This window comes from Brachybacterium tyrofermentans, from assembly GCF_014897585.1.
GTDB classification, from domain to species: Bacteria; Actinomycetota; Actinomycetes; order Actinomycetales; family Dermabacteraceae; genus Brachybacterium; species Brachybacterium tyrofermentans.
Window position 1 is genome coordinate 162,803 of sequence record NZ_JABUXW010000003.1, and the last position, 13,922, is coordinate 176,724.

At 69.1% G+C, this 13,922-nt stretch carries 13 protein-coding genes; 3 read left to right on the forward strand and 10 right to left on the reverse strand.

Going from position 1 to position 13,922, the window contains the following annotated elements; translation table 11 throughout:
* From rsmH to INT49_RS03230, 5 genes are all read right to left on the reverse strand, one after another.
* On the reverse strand, nt 1-996 hold the full coding sequence (gene rsmH / locus INT49_RS03210; RefSeq protein ID WP_193116274.1) for a 16S rRNA (cytosine(1402)-N(4))-methyltransferase RsmH: 996 nt from the start codon (nt 994-996) through the stop codon (nt 1-3).
* Nucleotides 997-1,194: 198 nt separating this feature from the next.
* Nucleotides 1,195-1,626 (reverse strand): division/cell wall cluster transcriptional repressor MraZ, encoded by a 432-nt coding sequence (gene mraZ, locus INT49_RS03215; protein WP_193116275.1) that lies wholly within the window; start codon nt 1,624-1,626, stop codon nt 1,195-1,197.
* A 759-nt stretch (nt 1,627-2,385) separates the two neighbouring features.
* Complete coding sequence (locus tag INT49_RS03220; protein WP_193116276.1) at nt 2,386-2,796, reverse strand: DUF3040 domain-containing protein; 411 nt, start codon at nt 2,794-2,796, stop codon at nt 2,386-2,388.
* A 135-nt stretch (nt 2,797-2,931) separates the two neighbouring features.
* Entirely contained in the window at nt 2,932-4,203 is a 1,272-nt protein-coding gene (dinB, locus tag INT49_RS03225) for a DNA polymerase IV (protein ID WP_193116277.1), read from the reverse strand.
* Between the two features lie 62 nt (nt 4,204-4,265).
* Complete coding sequence (locus INT49_RS03230; protein ID WP_193116278.1) at nt 4,266-4,748, reverse strand: SAV_6107 family HEPN domain-containing protein; 483 nt, start codon at nt 4,746-4,748, stop codon at nt 4,266-4,268.
* Between the two features lie 213 nt (nt 4,749-4,961).
* Here INT49_RS03230 and INT49_RS03235 point away from each other — a divergent pair, with 213 nt between their 5' ends.
* Nucleotides 4,962-5,816, forward strand: coding sequence for a spermidine synthase (locus tag INT49_RS03235; protein WP_193116279.1), 855 nt, complete (start codon nt 4,962-4,964; stop codon nt 5,814-5,816).
* 107 nt (nt 5,817-5,923) lie between these two features.
* On the opposite strand, the gene INT49_RS03240 is transcribed toward INT49_RS03235, so the two are convergent.
* Together INT49_RS03240 and INT49_RS03245 are read right to left on the reverse strand one after the other, a co-directional pair.
* Nucleotides 5,924-6,127, reverse strand: a complete 204-nt coding sequence (locus INT49_RS03240; RefSeq protein WP_193116280.1) for a cold-shock protein — start codon at nt 6,125-6,127, stop codon at nt 5,924-5,926.
* Between the two features lie 330 nt (nt 6,128-6,457).
* On the reverse strand, nt 6,458-7,435 hold the full coding sequence (locus INT49_RS03245) for a proteasome assembly chaperone family protein (protein ID WP_193116281.1): 978 nt from the start codon (nt 7,433-7,435) through the stop codon (nt 6,458-6,460).
* A gap of 153 nt (nt 7,436-7,588) precedes the next feature.
* On the opposite strand from INT49_RS03245, the gene INT49_RS03250 reads away from it, so the two are divergent.
* On the forward strand, nt 7,589-9,835 hold the full coding sequence (locus INT49_RS03250; RefSeq protein ID WP_193116282.1) for a HelD family protein: 2,247 nt from the start codon (nt 7,589-7,591) through the stop codon (nt 9,833-9,835).
* 180 nt (nt 9,836-10,015) lie between these two features.
* Here the strand turns inward: INT49_RS03250 and nrdR are convergent, their stop codons facing one another.
* Nucleotides 10,016-10,474 (reverse strand): transcriptional regulator NrdR, encoded by a 459-nt coding sequence (gene nrdR / locus INT49_RS03255; RefSeq protein WP_193116283.1) that lies wholly within the window; start codon nt 10,472-10,474, stop codon nt 10,016-10,018.
* A 28-nt stretch (nt 10,475-10,502) separates the two neighbouring features.
* Entirely contained in the window at nt 10,503-10,808 is a 306-nt protein-coding gene (locus INT49_RS03260) for a peptidoglycan-binding protein LysM (protein WP_226849661.1), read from the reverse strand.
* A 260-nt stretch (nt 10,809-11,068) separates the two neighbouring features.
* Between INT49_RS03260 and lexA the strand changes: the two genes are divergently transcribed.
* Nucleotides 11,069-11,764: a transcriptional repressor LexA gene (lexA, locus tag INT49_RS03265; protein WP_193116285.1), complete on the forward strand. Its 696-nt coding sequence runs from the start codon at nt 11,069-11,071 to the stop codon at nt 11,762-11,764.
* 95 nt (nt 11,765-11,859) lie between these two features.
* Here lexA and INT49_RS03270 read toward each other — a convergent pair whose 3' ends face one another.
* Nucleotides 11,860-13,890, reverse strand: coding sequence for an ATP-dependent DNA helicase (locus tag INT49_RS03270; protein ID WP_193116286.1), 2,031 nt, complete (start codon nt 13,888-13,890; stop codon nt 11,860-11,862).
* Nucleotides 13,891-13,922: the final 32 nt, after the last annotated feature.

Sequence of the window (13,922 nt, forward strand, 5' to 3'; positions counted from 1 at the left end):
TCAGTGAGCTCTCTCGGCGGATCGGGTACGGGTCAGGGCGCGCAGGCGGACGGAGGCGGCCCGGGAGTTGCTCCCTCGTTCGGTCTCGTCGGCCTTCAAGGCGCCGCGGACCACGGGGGCGAAGCTCGGCTTGTGCTCCTCGAGCTCGACCGGCAGCCCCGGAGGGGCGGAGGACCGGGTACGCCGCGCGAAAGCAGTCTTGACCAGGCGGTCCTCGCCGGAGTGATAGGACTCCACGACGATCCGGCCTCCCACGTGCAGGCAGTCCAGTGCGGACTCGATCGCCGAGGCGAGAATCTCGAGCTCCTCGTTGACGGCGATCCGCAGCGCCTGGAAGGTGCGCTTGGCAGGATGTCCGCCGCTCGCCTTCGACGCCCCGGGGATGGCGCGGTCGAGAAGCTCGACGAGCTCGCCGCTGCGGGTCAGCGGAGCAGTCTGACGCTGCTCGACGATCCGGTGTGCGATCCGCTTGGCGAAGCGCTCGTCGCCGAGGTCGTGGAGGATGCGGGCGATCTCCGCCTCGGGCAGGTCGCGCAGCAGATCCGCCGCCGTCGGTCCGTCCGATGCCGTATCCATCCGCATGTCCAGCGGCGCATCGACCGAGTACGAGAAGCCACGATCGGTGGTGTCGATCTGGAAGCTCGACAGGCCCAGGTCCATCATCACGCCGTGTGCTCCGGGGAGCCCCAGCTCCTCGAGCACCTCGGGGATCTCGTCGTACGTGGCGTGGACCAGCGTGGCCCGATCTCCGACTCCCTCGCGATCCAACCGGGTGCGGGCGAGCGCGAGAGCCTCGGGATCGCGATCGATGCCGACCAGTCGCGCATGGGGTGCGGCGTGGAGGACAGCGGTGGCGTGGCCCGCCATGCCGAGCGTGGCATCGACGTAGACCGAGCCGGGCTCCTGGAGGGCGGGGACGAGGAGCTCGACCGAGGTGGCCAGCAGAACGGGGACGTGCCGCTCTTCTGCCGGCAGGTCGTGCTGCGTCTCGTCCATGTCACCTCTCCCCTGCGTGCTGTTCGTGCGATGTGCTGTGGCCGGATCCGTGGGGATCCTTCGTGTCGGTCGACTCCGCATCCTGGTCGCGGTGCCGTCCTGTCAGATTCCTCGTCGTTCCCGACCCGCCACCGGGGAAGTTGCATCGGGGCGGGAACGACGAGAGGTCTCACAGGACGGATGTCCGTCGAGTCGAACTCAGAACAAGCCGGGAACCACCTCCTCGGAGGTCTCGGCGAATCCTTCTTCCTTCTGTTCGAGATAGGTCTCCCACGCCGGGAGCGACCAGATCTCGAGTCGGTCGAGTGCACCTATGACGGCGCACTCCCGGTCCAGATCCGCGTAGCCGCGGAGGTGGCCCGGAATGGTGATGCGGCCCTGCTTGTCCGGGATGACGTCTTCTGCTCCGGAGAGCAGCACTCGCAGGTAGTCACGAGTCCGCTGATCGGTGGTGGGAGCCCGACGGGCCTCCTCGAGCTTCTGGCGGAACTCGGCGAGCGGATACACGGCGATGCAGTGCTCCTGCCCACGAGTCATGACCAGTCCCGAAGCGAGCTCGTCGCGGAACTTGGCCGGGAAGATCAGGCGCCCCTTGTCGTCGAGCTTGGGCGTAAAGGTGCCGAGGAACATCCAGCACCTCCTCTACCTGCCGCGACTCGAGAACCGAACCCCATCTCCTCCCAACACGCTCCACTTTACCCCACTACTCCCCACACTGGGCCCTGTTTCGGGCCCAATCTCCCCCCAGTGCACACATCACTGCTGGTCAGCCGGGTGGGGCAAGGTGGGGGGAAATCTGCTCGCGGCGAGTCGATTCCGCCACCCATCGCCCGACATCGACTCGTCACACCCCGCTGCCGAATGCGACGATTTCGAATCACCGCAGGTCAGAGGTCCGAGCGTGCTGCTCGCCTCCGTGTCGCCTCTCCGGTGGAGGGAAAGGGAGGGGCTTGGTGGGGTGAAGTGGGGAATGGGCCGTGGCAGGCCGTGACGGGCCGCGCCGGAGCGCTGGCACCGAGGTGGAAGCCGCGGGTCATCCGACGAACCGTCCGGTCAGCCGTGACGGACGGACGCCATTCCCGACGCCTGCTCGGCGCCTTCTCGGCGCCTCCGCGCGGCCTCTGCGGCCTCTGTGCGGCCTCCGAGCAGCGTTGATCGGAGGCGACCCCATCGCCGGGCACGACGAAGCCCCGGCTCACAGAGCCGGGGCTTCACATATTCAGTGCTTCAGTGCTTCAGTGCTTCAGTGCTTCAGTGCTTCAGTGCTTCAGTGCTTCAGTGCTTCAGTGCTTCAGTGCTTCAGTGCGGAGCCTCAGTCGAGGCATGTTCCGGGTTCGGGGCAGGCTGTGGAACCGCGACGGGCACCCTTCCCCGCCGACAGGTCGGCCGTCAGCGCCGGGGGTCATCTCCCGAGCGCTTCTCCCAGCGCTGCTCCAGCTTGCCCATGAAGGTCCCGCCATGACCATCATTCGGTGCGGTGGGGCCGGTATGGCCGCCTCCCCCTCCCGAGGGTCCCTGCGTGTCCCCCTGGGAGGCCGAGCTCGGCGTGGTCACGGCGTAGATGGCACCGGCGAGCATCCCCAGGAAGGCGATCACTCCGAGCCAGATCGCCGGCAGCGAGACGGCTAGCACCAGGACTCCGAGACCGAGAAGCACGGCGCCGAGGCCGATGGCTATCCGCCGTCCGCTCCGTCGCGAATTCTTCGTCGGTGCAAAAGCCCGTGCGAGACGTGGATCATCAGCGAAGAGCTGACGCTCCATCTCGTCGAGCATCTTCTGCTCATGTTCAGACAGCGGCATGGTCCCGCTCCTTGTCCCCGGTCCTCACGCGCCCCGTTCGGCGCCCCAGCTGCCGATCAGGTTCCGGTGCCCTCATCGGCGATTCACCCAGTTTAGAGCCAGTTCCTGGGTAATGGGAACACTCGGGGCACTGCATCACAGACCTGAGCCGTCGCGGGCGTCCCGATCGTCCTCGGGATCGCGGGACGACGCCGAGCGCTGCGCCCCGTCGGCGGCTGGTCCCAAGGTGGAGCCCCTGCTGAGGCTGGCGGTCCCGAAACGGTCCGTGGCCCGGTCCATCGCGGTCTCCAGATCCCGCCAGAGGGCGGACCGGCTGGTCAGTTCCTGCTGGACCGCGGAGGTCGATTCCGCCGTCAGATGCGTGACCCTCACGCCGGCCAGGCGGATCCGTCGGAGCCGGTGACGCTCCTTGTCCCACAGGGCGACGACCTGTTCACGAAGACGCTCCCCGCTGGACGTCGGCTGATCGAGGGTCGAGGAGCGCGTGATGGTCGTCCCGTCGGGACTGCGCAGCTTGAGGACGACGGTGCGGGCCACGGCGTCGCTGCGACGGAGCTGGCGCGCGACGTCATCCGCCATCGAGGTGATGCGACGCCGGACCTCGTCCGCGTCGGTGAGGTCCTCGTCCCAGGTCCGTTCTGTGCCCAGCGACTTATCCCGGACCCGGTGTCCCAGTCCCGTCCGATCGCTGCCGGTGGCCAGGTGGATGATCTCGGGGGCGCGGGGGCCCAGTGCCCGCGCCAGGGTGGAAGGCGGGATCTCCCTGATCTGGCCGATGGTCCGCACCCCGATACGTTCCAGGGAGGCGACCGCCTTCGGTCCGATCCCCGAGACCGCCGAGACCGGCAGCGGGGCGAGGAACTCCGCCGTCTGCTCCGCCGGGATGATCAGCTGGCCGTCGGGCTTCGCCCGCGCCGAGGCGATCTTCGCGACGGCGCGGGAGACCGAGCCGCCGACGGAGCTGGGCAGCCCGAGCTCGTCACGGATGCGGCTGCGCAGCAGGGAGGCGATCTGGTCAGGTCCCCCGAAGAGACGACGCGCTCCGCGCACGTCGAGGAACGCCTCATCGATGCTGATCTGCTCGATATCGGCGACGACGGAACTCAACAGCTCCATCACCAGAGCGGAGGTCTCCTGGTAGCGAGCGATGCGTGGCGGGACGATGACCAGATCGGGGGCGAGTCGGCGCGCGCTCGCCATCGGCATCGCCGAGCGGATCCCGCGGGTCCGGGCCGGATAGCTGGCCGCAGCGACCACGCCGCGCGTTCCGGCCCCGCCGACGACGACGGGGAGTCCCCTGAGCTCGGGATGGTCACGGACCTCGACGGACGCGAAGAAGGCGTCCATGTCCAGATGGAGGATTCCCGGGATCTCCACGGTCGGTCCGACACCGTCCTGCGCTGCCATCGGCACCTCCTTCGTGGTGGCACTGTACTCGGCGCGCGGGACGGTCCGTGGCCAGAACTCCCTCAGCCGGCCAGCGCGGTCATCGGAGAGGGCAGATCGGAGACCAGGCGCTCCGAGACGCTCCTCAGATGCAGCGCTGTCTGCTCGAGATGGGCCTGCAGCAGGACAGGATCGGGGACGGCCGACGCATCCCGGTCCAAGCGGGACCGCTCCGCCACCAGAGGAGCCATATCGCTCGCACGCTCCGCATCTTCACCGCCGATGCGCTCCAAGGCCGTCCACACGTTCAGTGGAAGCCGGCGGCGGCGGTCACGATTGGCGCGCGCGACGATGATCCCGGCGCCGCGCAGCGCTGCGCGGTGGATGAGCTCGAAAGCCTCACGGGGGTCGTCGGCGATCGCGGCCTCTCCCTGGTGGAGAAGATCCCGGGCACGCTCCAGATCGGCCTGGTCCTGGTCGAGATGCGCGAGGCGCAGCCTGACGGAGCGGGAATCGCCGGAGAGGACCGTAGCGCTCCCCCGGGTCCTCGATGCGGTCGTCGCCATCTCTGCCTCCTCTCCGTGCTGCGGCGGTGCGGATGCTCGGGTTCCTCGCCATCCGCTTCGTCCTCGAACCATAGGCAGGGGGTCCGACAGACGGGGCGTGACGACTGGTGCGGTGGATGATCGGCGGCTGGGGAGGAAGGAAGGGCGAAGAGGTGCAGGGCCCGCACGGCGCGTGCACCCCAGACCCGGCTCCCGGTCTCCTACAGTGGGACGATGTCCCGTCGCGAGCGTGTGCGCCACGCCCCTTTCGAGCACCTCGGACCGCTCGATACCGCCATCCCCATCTCCACCGGGATCGCCCGGCTCACCCTCGAGAACGACGGCTCCGTGCTGCTCGACGTCAACGGGGTGCCGTCCTCGCATCTGCATCCGGATCCTGAGCATCTGGTGTTCGAGTACATGCGGTGGATGCTCATCGCGATCGACCAGCATCTGGATCCGGGCAGGGACGGTCGCGCGGAACCCGGCGGCGCCGCCTCCCCGCAGCTCGCCCACCTCGGTGGGGGCGGATGCTCGCTGCCCCGGGCGATCGCGATGCGCCACCCTCGGTCCAAGCAGATCGTCGTCGAGCTCGACGAGCTCCTCGCGAACCAGGTCCGGGACTGGTTCGACCTGCCCCGCTCGCCCCAGCTCCGTCTTCGGATCGACGATGCCGTCGACGCACTGACGGCGTGGCGGGACGATCGGTTCGATGTCCTGGTACGGGACGTGTTCTCCGGTGCGATGACGCCGGAGTCCCTCATCACCGTCCAGACGGCGCAGCACGCAGCTCGCGTGCTGCGCGATGGGGGGCTCTATCTCGCGAACTGCGCCGCTCCCCCGGGAACCGGGCTCATGGCCGATGAGGTCGCAACCCTCAGCGCCGTCTTCCCCCACGTCGGCGTCATCGCCGAGCCGGCCCACCTCTCCGGGAAGCGCCGCGGGAACTGCGTGCTCCTGGCCTCGAACCGCCCGCTGCCCGAGGGGATCGACCGCGATCTGCGCTCGGATGCGGTGTCCGTGCGCCTGGCCCAGCCCTCCCAGGTCCAGGCGCTCACACGGGCCGGACGGGTGCTCGGCCAGGCCTGAGGTCGAGGCGCCGCCACCGGACAGGCCACAGACTCCTTACACGACGACGGACCGGCCAGGAGCATGTGCTCCTGGCCGGTCCGTGAGATTAACGGGGTTGCCGTCGATCAGACCGGGCGAACCTGCTCGGCCTGCGGGCCCTTGTCGCCCTGGCTGACCTCGAACTCCACACGCTGACCCTCGTCGAGCGCGCGGTAGCCGTCCATGTCGATCTTGCTGTGATGCACGAAGACGTCAGCGCCGCCTCCGTCGATCTCGATGAATCCGAAGCCCTTTTCGGCGTTGAACCACTTGACCGAGCCCTGTGCCATACCTGTCACCTTCTGTGTCGTCCATCAACGATCGCGGTACGCGATCGCGGTGCCACGGGAAACCGCCCGCCGCCGAAGCGGAAGACGTCAGGTGCAAGCCGTACTGCTGTGCCGAAGCACCTTCGACGGACTGTCCTGCGAAACCTGCATCTCCGTAACGCCGCCATTCTGCCACGGCAGTGTCCCCGTTCACACTGCGAAGTCGACCGAACGGTCACGAAGGGGTAACGACTTGCCGGTCTGCTGTCGAAACTACGGCCCAGCGCCGGGATATCCGGTCCGGCTCCAGGAATCCCGGCTCCACGAAGGACTGCAGGCGTCGGCCCCGGCTCAGGCCGAACGGGGCTCGTCCGGACTCTCCCCGTCGTGGTCCGCCAGGAATCGCTCGAAGTGCTCCCCGAGCTCTTCCGCCGTCGGCAGATCCATCGTGGTCGAGAGCGGGGACTGGTCGCTGCCCTCGCTGAGGGAGTCGTACTGCTCCTCGAGAGCAGTGACGATCTGGCGCACCTCGGAGTTCTGCTCGAGGGTCCCCTGCAGGGCGACCGTGGCGGCATCTGTCAGGTCGCCGAGATGGACCAAGGGCAGGTCGAGGCCCGCGGCATCGCTCACCCGACGCAGCAGGGCGAGCGCCCCAGCTGGGAAGTCGGTGCGCGTCAGATAGTGCGGGATCTGGGCGGCGTAGCCCATGGCGGCATGGTCGGCGCGACCGAGCTGCAGCTCGAGCAGCGCGCCGAAGGCCGCCGGAACCAGGATCTCCGGGGAGTCGTCCTCGTCGTCTCCGAGCATCGTGCCCGGCGCCGGGGTCGGCCGGGTCGACGGCCGCCCCAGGAGGGCGGGATCGTTGGCATGTGCGAAGAGCCCGATCGGCCGGGTGTGTGGCACCGCCATGGGCACCGCCTGCATGCCGACGACGCGCTCGACGTCGAAGAATTCGACCAGGTCCGTCAGCGCCTCCGCGAGACGACGCCACTGGAGGTCCGGTTCCGGCCCGTCGAGGAAGAGGAAGGGGCGATCCGACTCGTCGTACATGAGGGACAGCGTGAGCTCCGGGATGTCGACGCTCGTGTACGAGGTCCCGTCGAACACCGCCTGTGGGCGGGACCCCCGGTAGTCCAGCAGCTCGTCCATGTCGAACGTGACCAACCGGAGGTGGCGGAGCTCGTCGCGCAGATAGGTCGAGGCGATCCGGCAGGCATTGCCGGCATCCACCAGACCCGGCAGAGCATGGACCAAGGTCAGACCGGTCCGCGGCACCTCCGCCAGCACATCGGCGGATTCGAAACGGTACAGGTCACGCGGGTCACGCATCAGCGTCTCCTCCCTCGCGGCCGGTTGGATGTCACGTGCCGGATGGCACGCACATCCAGGCCTGTCCACCATAATGGACCACTGTGCTCCGCCGACCCTGGGTCCTTCCCGTGAGGTCCGGCGGAAGGATTCACCGTCAGAGGGAGCAGATCCGTGGACGATGCTGAGGGACAGATCGACCGGGAGATCGCGCACGAGCAAGCCTATGCCGATCGCCTCTACGCACGCCTGGACGTGCTGATCGACCAGGTCGAGCGCAATCTCGAGCAGATGCAGGCCTCGCAGAACGCCTCGACGCACCAGAACCGGTCCGAACGGGACTCGTTCATGGCGCTGTACGAGGACCGGCTGGCGCTGCTGCGATCCGTCGCACGCGCCGTGGTGTTCGGACGCCTCGACATGGATGACGCGGAACGCCACTACATCGGCCGCATCGGACTGTTCACCGCCGAGCGCGAGCAGCTCCTCGTCGACTGGCGCGCCCCCGCTGCCGCCGCCTTCTACCAGGCCACCAGCACCGACCGACAGCAGGTGCGCCTGCGCCGGCATCTGATCAGCCGCGGCCGCACCATCAACGGTCTGGAGGACGATGTTCTGGACCAGTCCGTGCTCGAGGAGGCCGACCACGACGTCGTGCTCCAGGGCGAGGGCGCTCTGCTCGCCGCCGTCTCCGGCCACCGCACCGGGCGGATGGGTGACATCGTCGCCACGATCCAGTCCGAGCAGGACCGCATCATCCGCTCCGAGAACCGTGGCGTGCTCGTGGTCCAGGGCGGTCCGGGCACAGGGAAGACAGCGGTCGCCCTGCACCGGGCGGCCTACCTGCTCTACACCCATCGCCGCCGCCTCGAGCACACCGGCGTGCTGATCATGGCGCCGACCCCCGGGTTCCTGCGCTACATCGAACGGGTCCTGCCGAGCCTCGGCGAATCCGGCGTCGTGATGCTCACCCCCGGCGAGCTGTACCCGGGCATCGAGACGTTCCTCCACGATGAGGACGAGATCGCCGCGCTGAAGGGCGACATCGCCATGGCCGAGCTCCTCGACCGGGCGATCCGACAGCGCCAGATCGTGCCCGACGCAGATATCCGCCTGCGCATCGACGGCACGCCCATCACCCTGACCCGGAGCGCCCTCCGCGCCGCCCGTCGCGAGGCCCGCGCGTCGCGCAAGCCGCACAACATGGCACGCACCATCTTCGTGCGGGTGGCGATGGACCGGCTCGCCGAGTCGTACGAGAAGGCATTGGCCGCCGGCGGCCACACCGTGGTGCCCGAGGATCGCCCGGACCTCCTGTCGGACCTCCGCAACGATTCCGAGATCAAGAGACAGCTCAACCTGGCCTGGCTGCCCTACACGCCGCAGGGGTTCCTACGGATCCTGCTCTCCCGACCCGATCGTCTGCGTGCGGCGGCCCCGCCTGCGCTCGCGGAGAGCATCGAACGCCTGGTGCGCCCCAAGGACGCCCCCTGGACGGTCGAGGACATCCCGCTGCTCGACGAGGTCGCCGAGCTCCTCGGCGAGGACTCCGCGCCAGCCGAGGCCCGCGCCCGCGACGCGGCCGCGCAGCGCGAGGCGGATGTCGACTACGCCCGGAAGGTCATCGAGAACATCGACAGCTCCGGGATCGTGCGCGCCGAGGACCTCGCCGACCAGGTCAACCGGGTCCGCGACGGCCGCACGCTCGCCGAGCGCGCATCGTCCGAGCGCAGCTGGACCTACGGCCATGTCGTCGTCGACGAGGCCCAGGAGCACTCGCCCATGAGCTGGCGCGCCCTGATGCGACGAGCACCCACCAAGTCCTTCACCGTGGTCGGCGACGTCGCACAGACCTCCTCTGCAGGAGGCACCACCTCGTGGAGCGACGCCCTCAGCCCGTACATCCAGGACCGGCTCCAGGTCGAGCACCTGACCGTCAACTACCGCACGCCGAGCCGCATCATGGATCGCGCGATGGCGATGGCGCATGCCCAGAACCTGCCCGTCACCGAGGTCAGCTCGGTGCGTGACGGAGACCGGGACCCCCTGATCCAGCGCAGCGAGCAGATCGACCTGGCCCGGGTGGCCGCCGATGCGGTCGAGGTCGTGCACAAAGAGGGCATCGGACGGCTCGCGGTCATCGCCGCGTCGGAGCGGGTCCCCGACCTCTTCGCCGAGCTGAGCAGGCGCAGCGAACTGCCGGACGTGGGCGAGGGTTCTTCGGGCGTCGACGACGCCATCGCGGTGATGACCGCCCAGGAGGCCAAGGGGCTGGAGTTCGACGGCGTGATCATCCTCGAACCGATCGAGCTGATCGAAGCCCACGGGGCCGGCGACCTCTACGTCGCGATGACCCGCGCGACGCGTCATCTCGGCGTGGTCCACTCGCGGGAGCTCCCGGCGGGCATCGCTCCCGCCTGAAACGGCGATCGGCGGCCGCGGCTTCCCCTCCGCGACCGCCGATCAGGTGTGCACTGCAAGAGTGCACGAGGGATATCTTATGCACAGTCGGGGACGGCCCTGGACCATCTCCACAGAATCCACAGAAGTTGGTGTCCGGACCGGACAGATATGTCTGACTCCGGCCGCGATGCCGGCGGATCAGCCCGCCGTCGTCGCCTCGGCGCGCAGTCGGGTGATGGCCGCGTCGAAATCGTCGAGCGAATCGAAGGCCTGGTAGACGCTGGCGAAACGCAGGTACGCCACCAGGTCGAGCTCCTGGAGCGGCTGCAGGATCGACAGACCGACCTCATGGGCATCGATCTCGGCCTGCCCGCTGGAGCGAATGTCCTCCTCGACGCGCTGGGCCAGCATGGCGAGCTGATCGTCGGTCACCGGCCGCCCCTGGCACGCCTTGCGAACCCCGGAGATCACCTTCGCCCGGCTGAAGGGCTCGCTCACGCCGGAGCGCTTGTGCACCGAAAGCGACGCGGTCTCCGAGGTCGAGAATCGACGCGAGCAGTTCGGGCACTGGCGGCGGCGACGAATCGTCGCACCGTCGTCGGAGGTACGCGAATCCACGACTCGCGAGTCGGGATGGCGGCAGAACGGGCAGTGCATCCCCTCAGGATACCGGCCCGCACCCGCATCAGCGCGATGCGCCGTCGAAGACGGGCATCTCGAGCTCCTGACCGACGGACACCCGTCCGGTCGGAAGCTGGTTCACAGTGCGCGCCTCCACGACGAACTCATGGGGACTCATCCCTTCCGGCGCATACTCCTCGGCGTAGCCCCAGAGGGTGTCGCCCTCCTGGACCGTCACGGTCACCGCATCATCGTCGGCTCCGCCGGCGAGAGCGGCGGGGATGCCGAACACCAGCAGTGCCGCCGCGGCGACGGCGAGCCCGAGCAGGAAGGCGATCGCCGTCAGGAGCATCCGGCCGCGCCGGGTCATGACGAGTCGAACGTCCGATCGAGCAGAACGCTCAGCCCGCTCATCACGGTGCTGCGGGAGGGGAAGAACCGTAGCCATATTCGTATGCATGTCCGAACTCCTGTTCGATCGAATGTCTGTGCGACTGTAGCCCCCCATCGCCGCGACACGCAAGAGGAACCTCGAACACCTGTTTGGAATCCCGTGCGTGCCGCCCTAGGCTGGGCAACACGACAACGGAACCGCAAGGGTCCGACAGACGAAGCCAGGAGGCCCGCACCATGACGCCGAGCACCCCCAAGCCGAGCCGGGTCCGCGACGACGCCGTGGAGGATCCAGTGACGGCAGGGCTCACGCCTCGGCAGCGGCTCGTGCTCGAGACCATCACTGCCGAGATCGCCGCGCACGGCTACCCGCCCACCATGCGCGAGATCGGTGACGCGGTGGGCCTGACCTCCTCGTCCTCCGTCTCCCACCAGCTCCAGGCCCTCGAGCGCAAGGGCTTCCTGCGCCGCGACCCCAAGCGCCCCCGCGCGATGGAGGTCGTCATGCCCGGTGACGACGGGACGCCCGACTTCCCGTCCACACCCGAGATCACCCCGAACTCGGTCTCCGTGCCCCTCGTGGGAAGGATCGCGGCCGGCGTCCCCATCACCGCCGAGGAGCAGGTCGAGGACATCTTCACCCTGCCCTCACGGCTGGTCGGCGACGGCGACCTCTTCCTGCTCCAGGTGGTCGGCGACTCGATGATCGACGCTGCGATCTGCGATGGGGACTGGGTGGTGGTGCGCAGTCAGAAGGAGGCGCAGAAGGGCGAGATCGTCGCCGCGATGATCGACGGTGAGGCGACCGTGAAGACCTTCGTGCAGCGTGACGACCACGTGTGGCTCATGCCGCACAACCCGTCCTTCGCCCCGATCCTCGGTGACCACGCCGAGATCCTCGGCAAGGTCGTGGCCGTGCTCCGCTCGGTCTGACGCATGACGACGTCCGTCGAGGGGCTCCGCTCGGTCTGACGCATCACGACGTCGAGGGCCTCCGCTCGGCCTGCCTCCTGACGACGTCGAGGGGCTCAGCCCTCCGCGAGACGCCGCAGGGCCCCCAGTGCCACCTCGGGATCCGTGGTGGGCCACAGCGGAGGCATCGACTCTCGGAGGAATCCGGCATACCGCGCAGTGGCCAGCCGCGGATCGAGCACCGCGACCATCCCGCGATCCTCCTGGGACCGGATCAGCCTCCCGGACCCCTGCGCCAGCAGCAGTGCCGCGTGCTGCGCGGAGATCGACATGAAACCGTTGCCCCCGTGACGGCTGATCCGCTCCTGCCGGGCCGCGGTCAGAGGGTCGTCGGGACGCGGGAACGGGATCCTGTCGATGGTGACCAGGCGCAGCGCCCGCCCCGCGACATCGACCCCCTGCCAGAGGGTGAGGGTCCCGAACAACGAGGCGTCCTCGTCCTCCCGGAAGTTGCGCACCAGGTTCGCCATCGAGTCCTCGCCCTGGACCTCGATCGTGAGGTCCAGGCGGGCCCGCACATGCTCGGCGGCCAGCTCGGCGCCGCGGCGCGAGGAGAACAGGCACAGCGCTCCCCCACCCGATGCCTCCACCAGCTCGGTGAGGTGATCGAGCATCGCCGTCGAGGGCCCTTCCCGTCCCGGCGGCGGGAGATGGCGCGCGGTGTAGAGGATGCCCTGGCGGCGGTAGTCGAAGGGGCTCCCCACGTCCACCCCGGCCCAGGCACCGGTGTCCGCCGCGATCGGAACCTCCTCGGCACCGATCCGGTCCACCCTGGCCAGCCCCACCTCGCCGGCGGCCGGCTCGAAGCGATTCCCGAGCGCGAGCGTCGCGGAGGTCAGGACGGCAGTGCGGTGCTCGAGGATCGCCCCACGCATCGCACCGGCGACGCTCAGCGGCGCCACCTGGATGCTCGAACGCCCCGTGGCCTGCGAATGGGAGACGGAGACGACGTCGTCGTCGGCCGGGGCCCCCAGGCGTTCGCAGACGTCGATGATCTCCTGCAGGTTCGCGCGGACCGTCTTGCGGGTGCCGGCGGTCCCCGTCGTCGTGTCGTCACCGGCGTCCTTGGCGTCGGAGTGGGCCGTGCGGGCCTCGATCCGCAGCTGCTGGATCGCATCGGCGAGGCGGTCGGGCAGGGGACCGATCACGCGGCCGTCGGGGGCGAGCTCGAGGGATTCGCGCAGCTCCTCCGAGGCATCGTCGAGGGCCGTCCCGGCGACGCCGAGCCCGCGCAAGTCGCGCACGGTGCCGCGCAGCATGCCCGGGTTCAGGACATCGGTGACGGCGCTGGTGACGCGCCCGGAGAGGTCATGCGCCTCGTCGAAGACGACCACGTCGTGCTCGGGGATGATGCCGTGGCTGTCGAAGGCGTCGATGGCCAGGAGGGCATGGTTGGTGACCACGATGTCCACCTCGCGGGCGAGCTCGCGGCTGCGCTCGGCGAAGCAGGACTCCACCATCGGGCAGGTCCCGCCCAGGCACTGGGATCCCGTGACGGACACCTGGCGCCAGGCACGATCGGAGACCGCATCCTCCAAGGAGTCACGATCTCCGCTGTCGGTCTCCTCCGACCACTCCCGCAGGCGCTTGACCTGGTCCCCCAGGCGTTCGCTGCCCGAGCGCGACGGATCGGTCGAGGCCTCGGCGAACAGCGCGCCGGGGTCGATGTCCACCGGGTACCCGCCGTCGATCTTGTGCCGGCAGAGGTAGTTCGCACGCCCCTTGAGCAGGGCGAAGGTGGGCGTGCGCGGCAGGTGCGGGGCCACCGCCTCGACCAGGCGCGGCAGGTCCTTGCGCACGATCTGGGTCTGCAGGGCGATCGTCGCGGTGGAGATCACGACTGGTCGGCCGCTCACCAGGGCATGGCGGAGCGCGGGGACCAGATAGGCGAGCGACTTGCCGGTGCCGGTGCCTGCCTGCACGAGCAGGTGGCGGCCTCCGGACATCGACGTGTCGACCGCCTCCGCCATGGTCTGCTGGCCGGGGCGCGGCACGCCGCCGATCGCCTCGACCGCCGCCTCCATGAGGGTGGACAGCTGGATATCGGCTGCCCCGGGGGCGGCCTCATGATCGGTGGCGGTGGTCATCGGATCAGCGTATCCGCGCCGGATCCGATGAC

Coding starts and splice junctions, on each gene's coding strand:
- rsmH (WP_193116274.1), bottom strand. CDS start 996: ATGGACGAGACGCAGCACGACCTGCCGGCAGAAGAGCGGCACGTCCCC.
- mraZ (WP_193116275.1), bottom strand. CDS start 1,626: ATGTTCCTCGGCACCTTTACGCCCAAGCTCGACGACAAGGGGCGCCTG.
- INT49_RS03220 (WP_193116276.1), bottom strand. CDS start 2,796: ATGCCGCTGTCTGAACATGAGCAGAAGATGCTCGACGAGATGGAGCGT.
- dinB (WP_193116277.1), bottom strand. CDS start 4,203: ATGGCAGCGCAGGACGGTGTCGGACCGACCGTGGAGATCCCGGGAATC.
- INT49_RS03230 (WP_193116278.1), bottom strand. CDS start 4,748: ATGGCGACGACCGCATCGAGGACCCGGGGGAGCGCTACGGTCCTCTCC.
- INT49_RS03235 (WP_193116279.1), top strand. CDS start 4,962: ATGTCCCGTCGCGAGCGTGTGCGCCACGCCCCTTTCGAGCACCTCGGA.
- INT49_RS03240 (WP_193116280.1), bottom strand. CDS start 6,127: ATGGCACAGGGCTCGGTCAAGTGGTTCAACGCCGAAAAGGGCTTCGGA.
- INT49_RS03245 (WP_193116281.1), bottom strand. CDS start 7,435: ATGCGTGACCCGCGTGACCTGTACCGTTTCGAATCCGCCGATGTGCTG.
- nrdR (WP_193116283.1), bottom strand. CDS start 10,474: ATGCACTGCCCGTTCTGCCGCCATCCCGACTCGCGAGTCGTGGATTCG.
- INT49_RS03260 (WP_226849661.1), bottom strand. CDS start 10,808: ATGACCCGGCGCGGCCGGATGCTCCTGACGGCGATCGCCTTCCTGCTC.
- lexA (WP_193116285.1), top strand. CDS start 11,069: ATGACGCCGAGCACCCCCAAGCCGAGCCGGGTCCGCGACGACGCCGTG.
- INT49_RS03270 (WP_193116286.1), bottom strand. CDS start 13,890: ATGACCACCGCCACCGATCATGAGGCCGCCCCCGGGGCAGCCGATATC.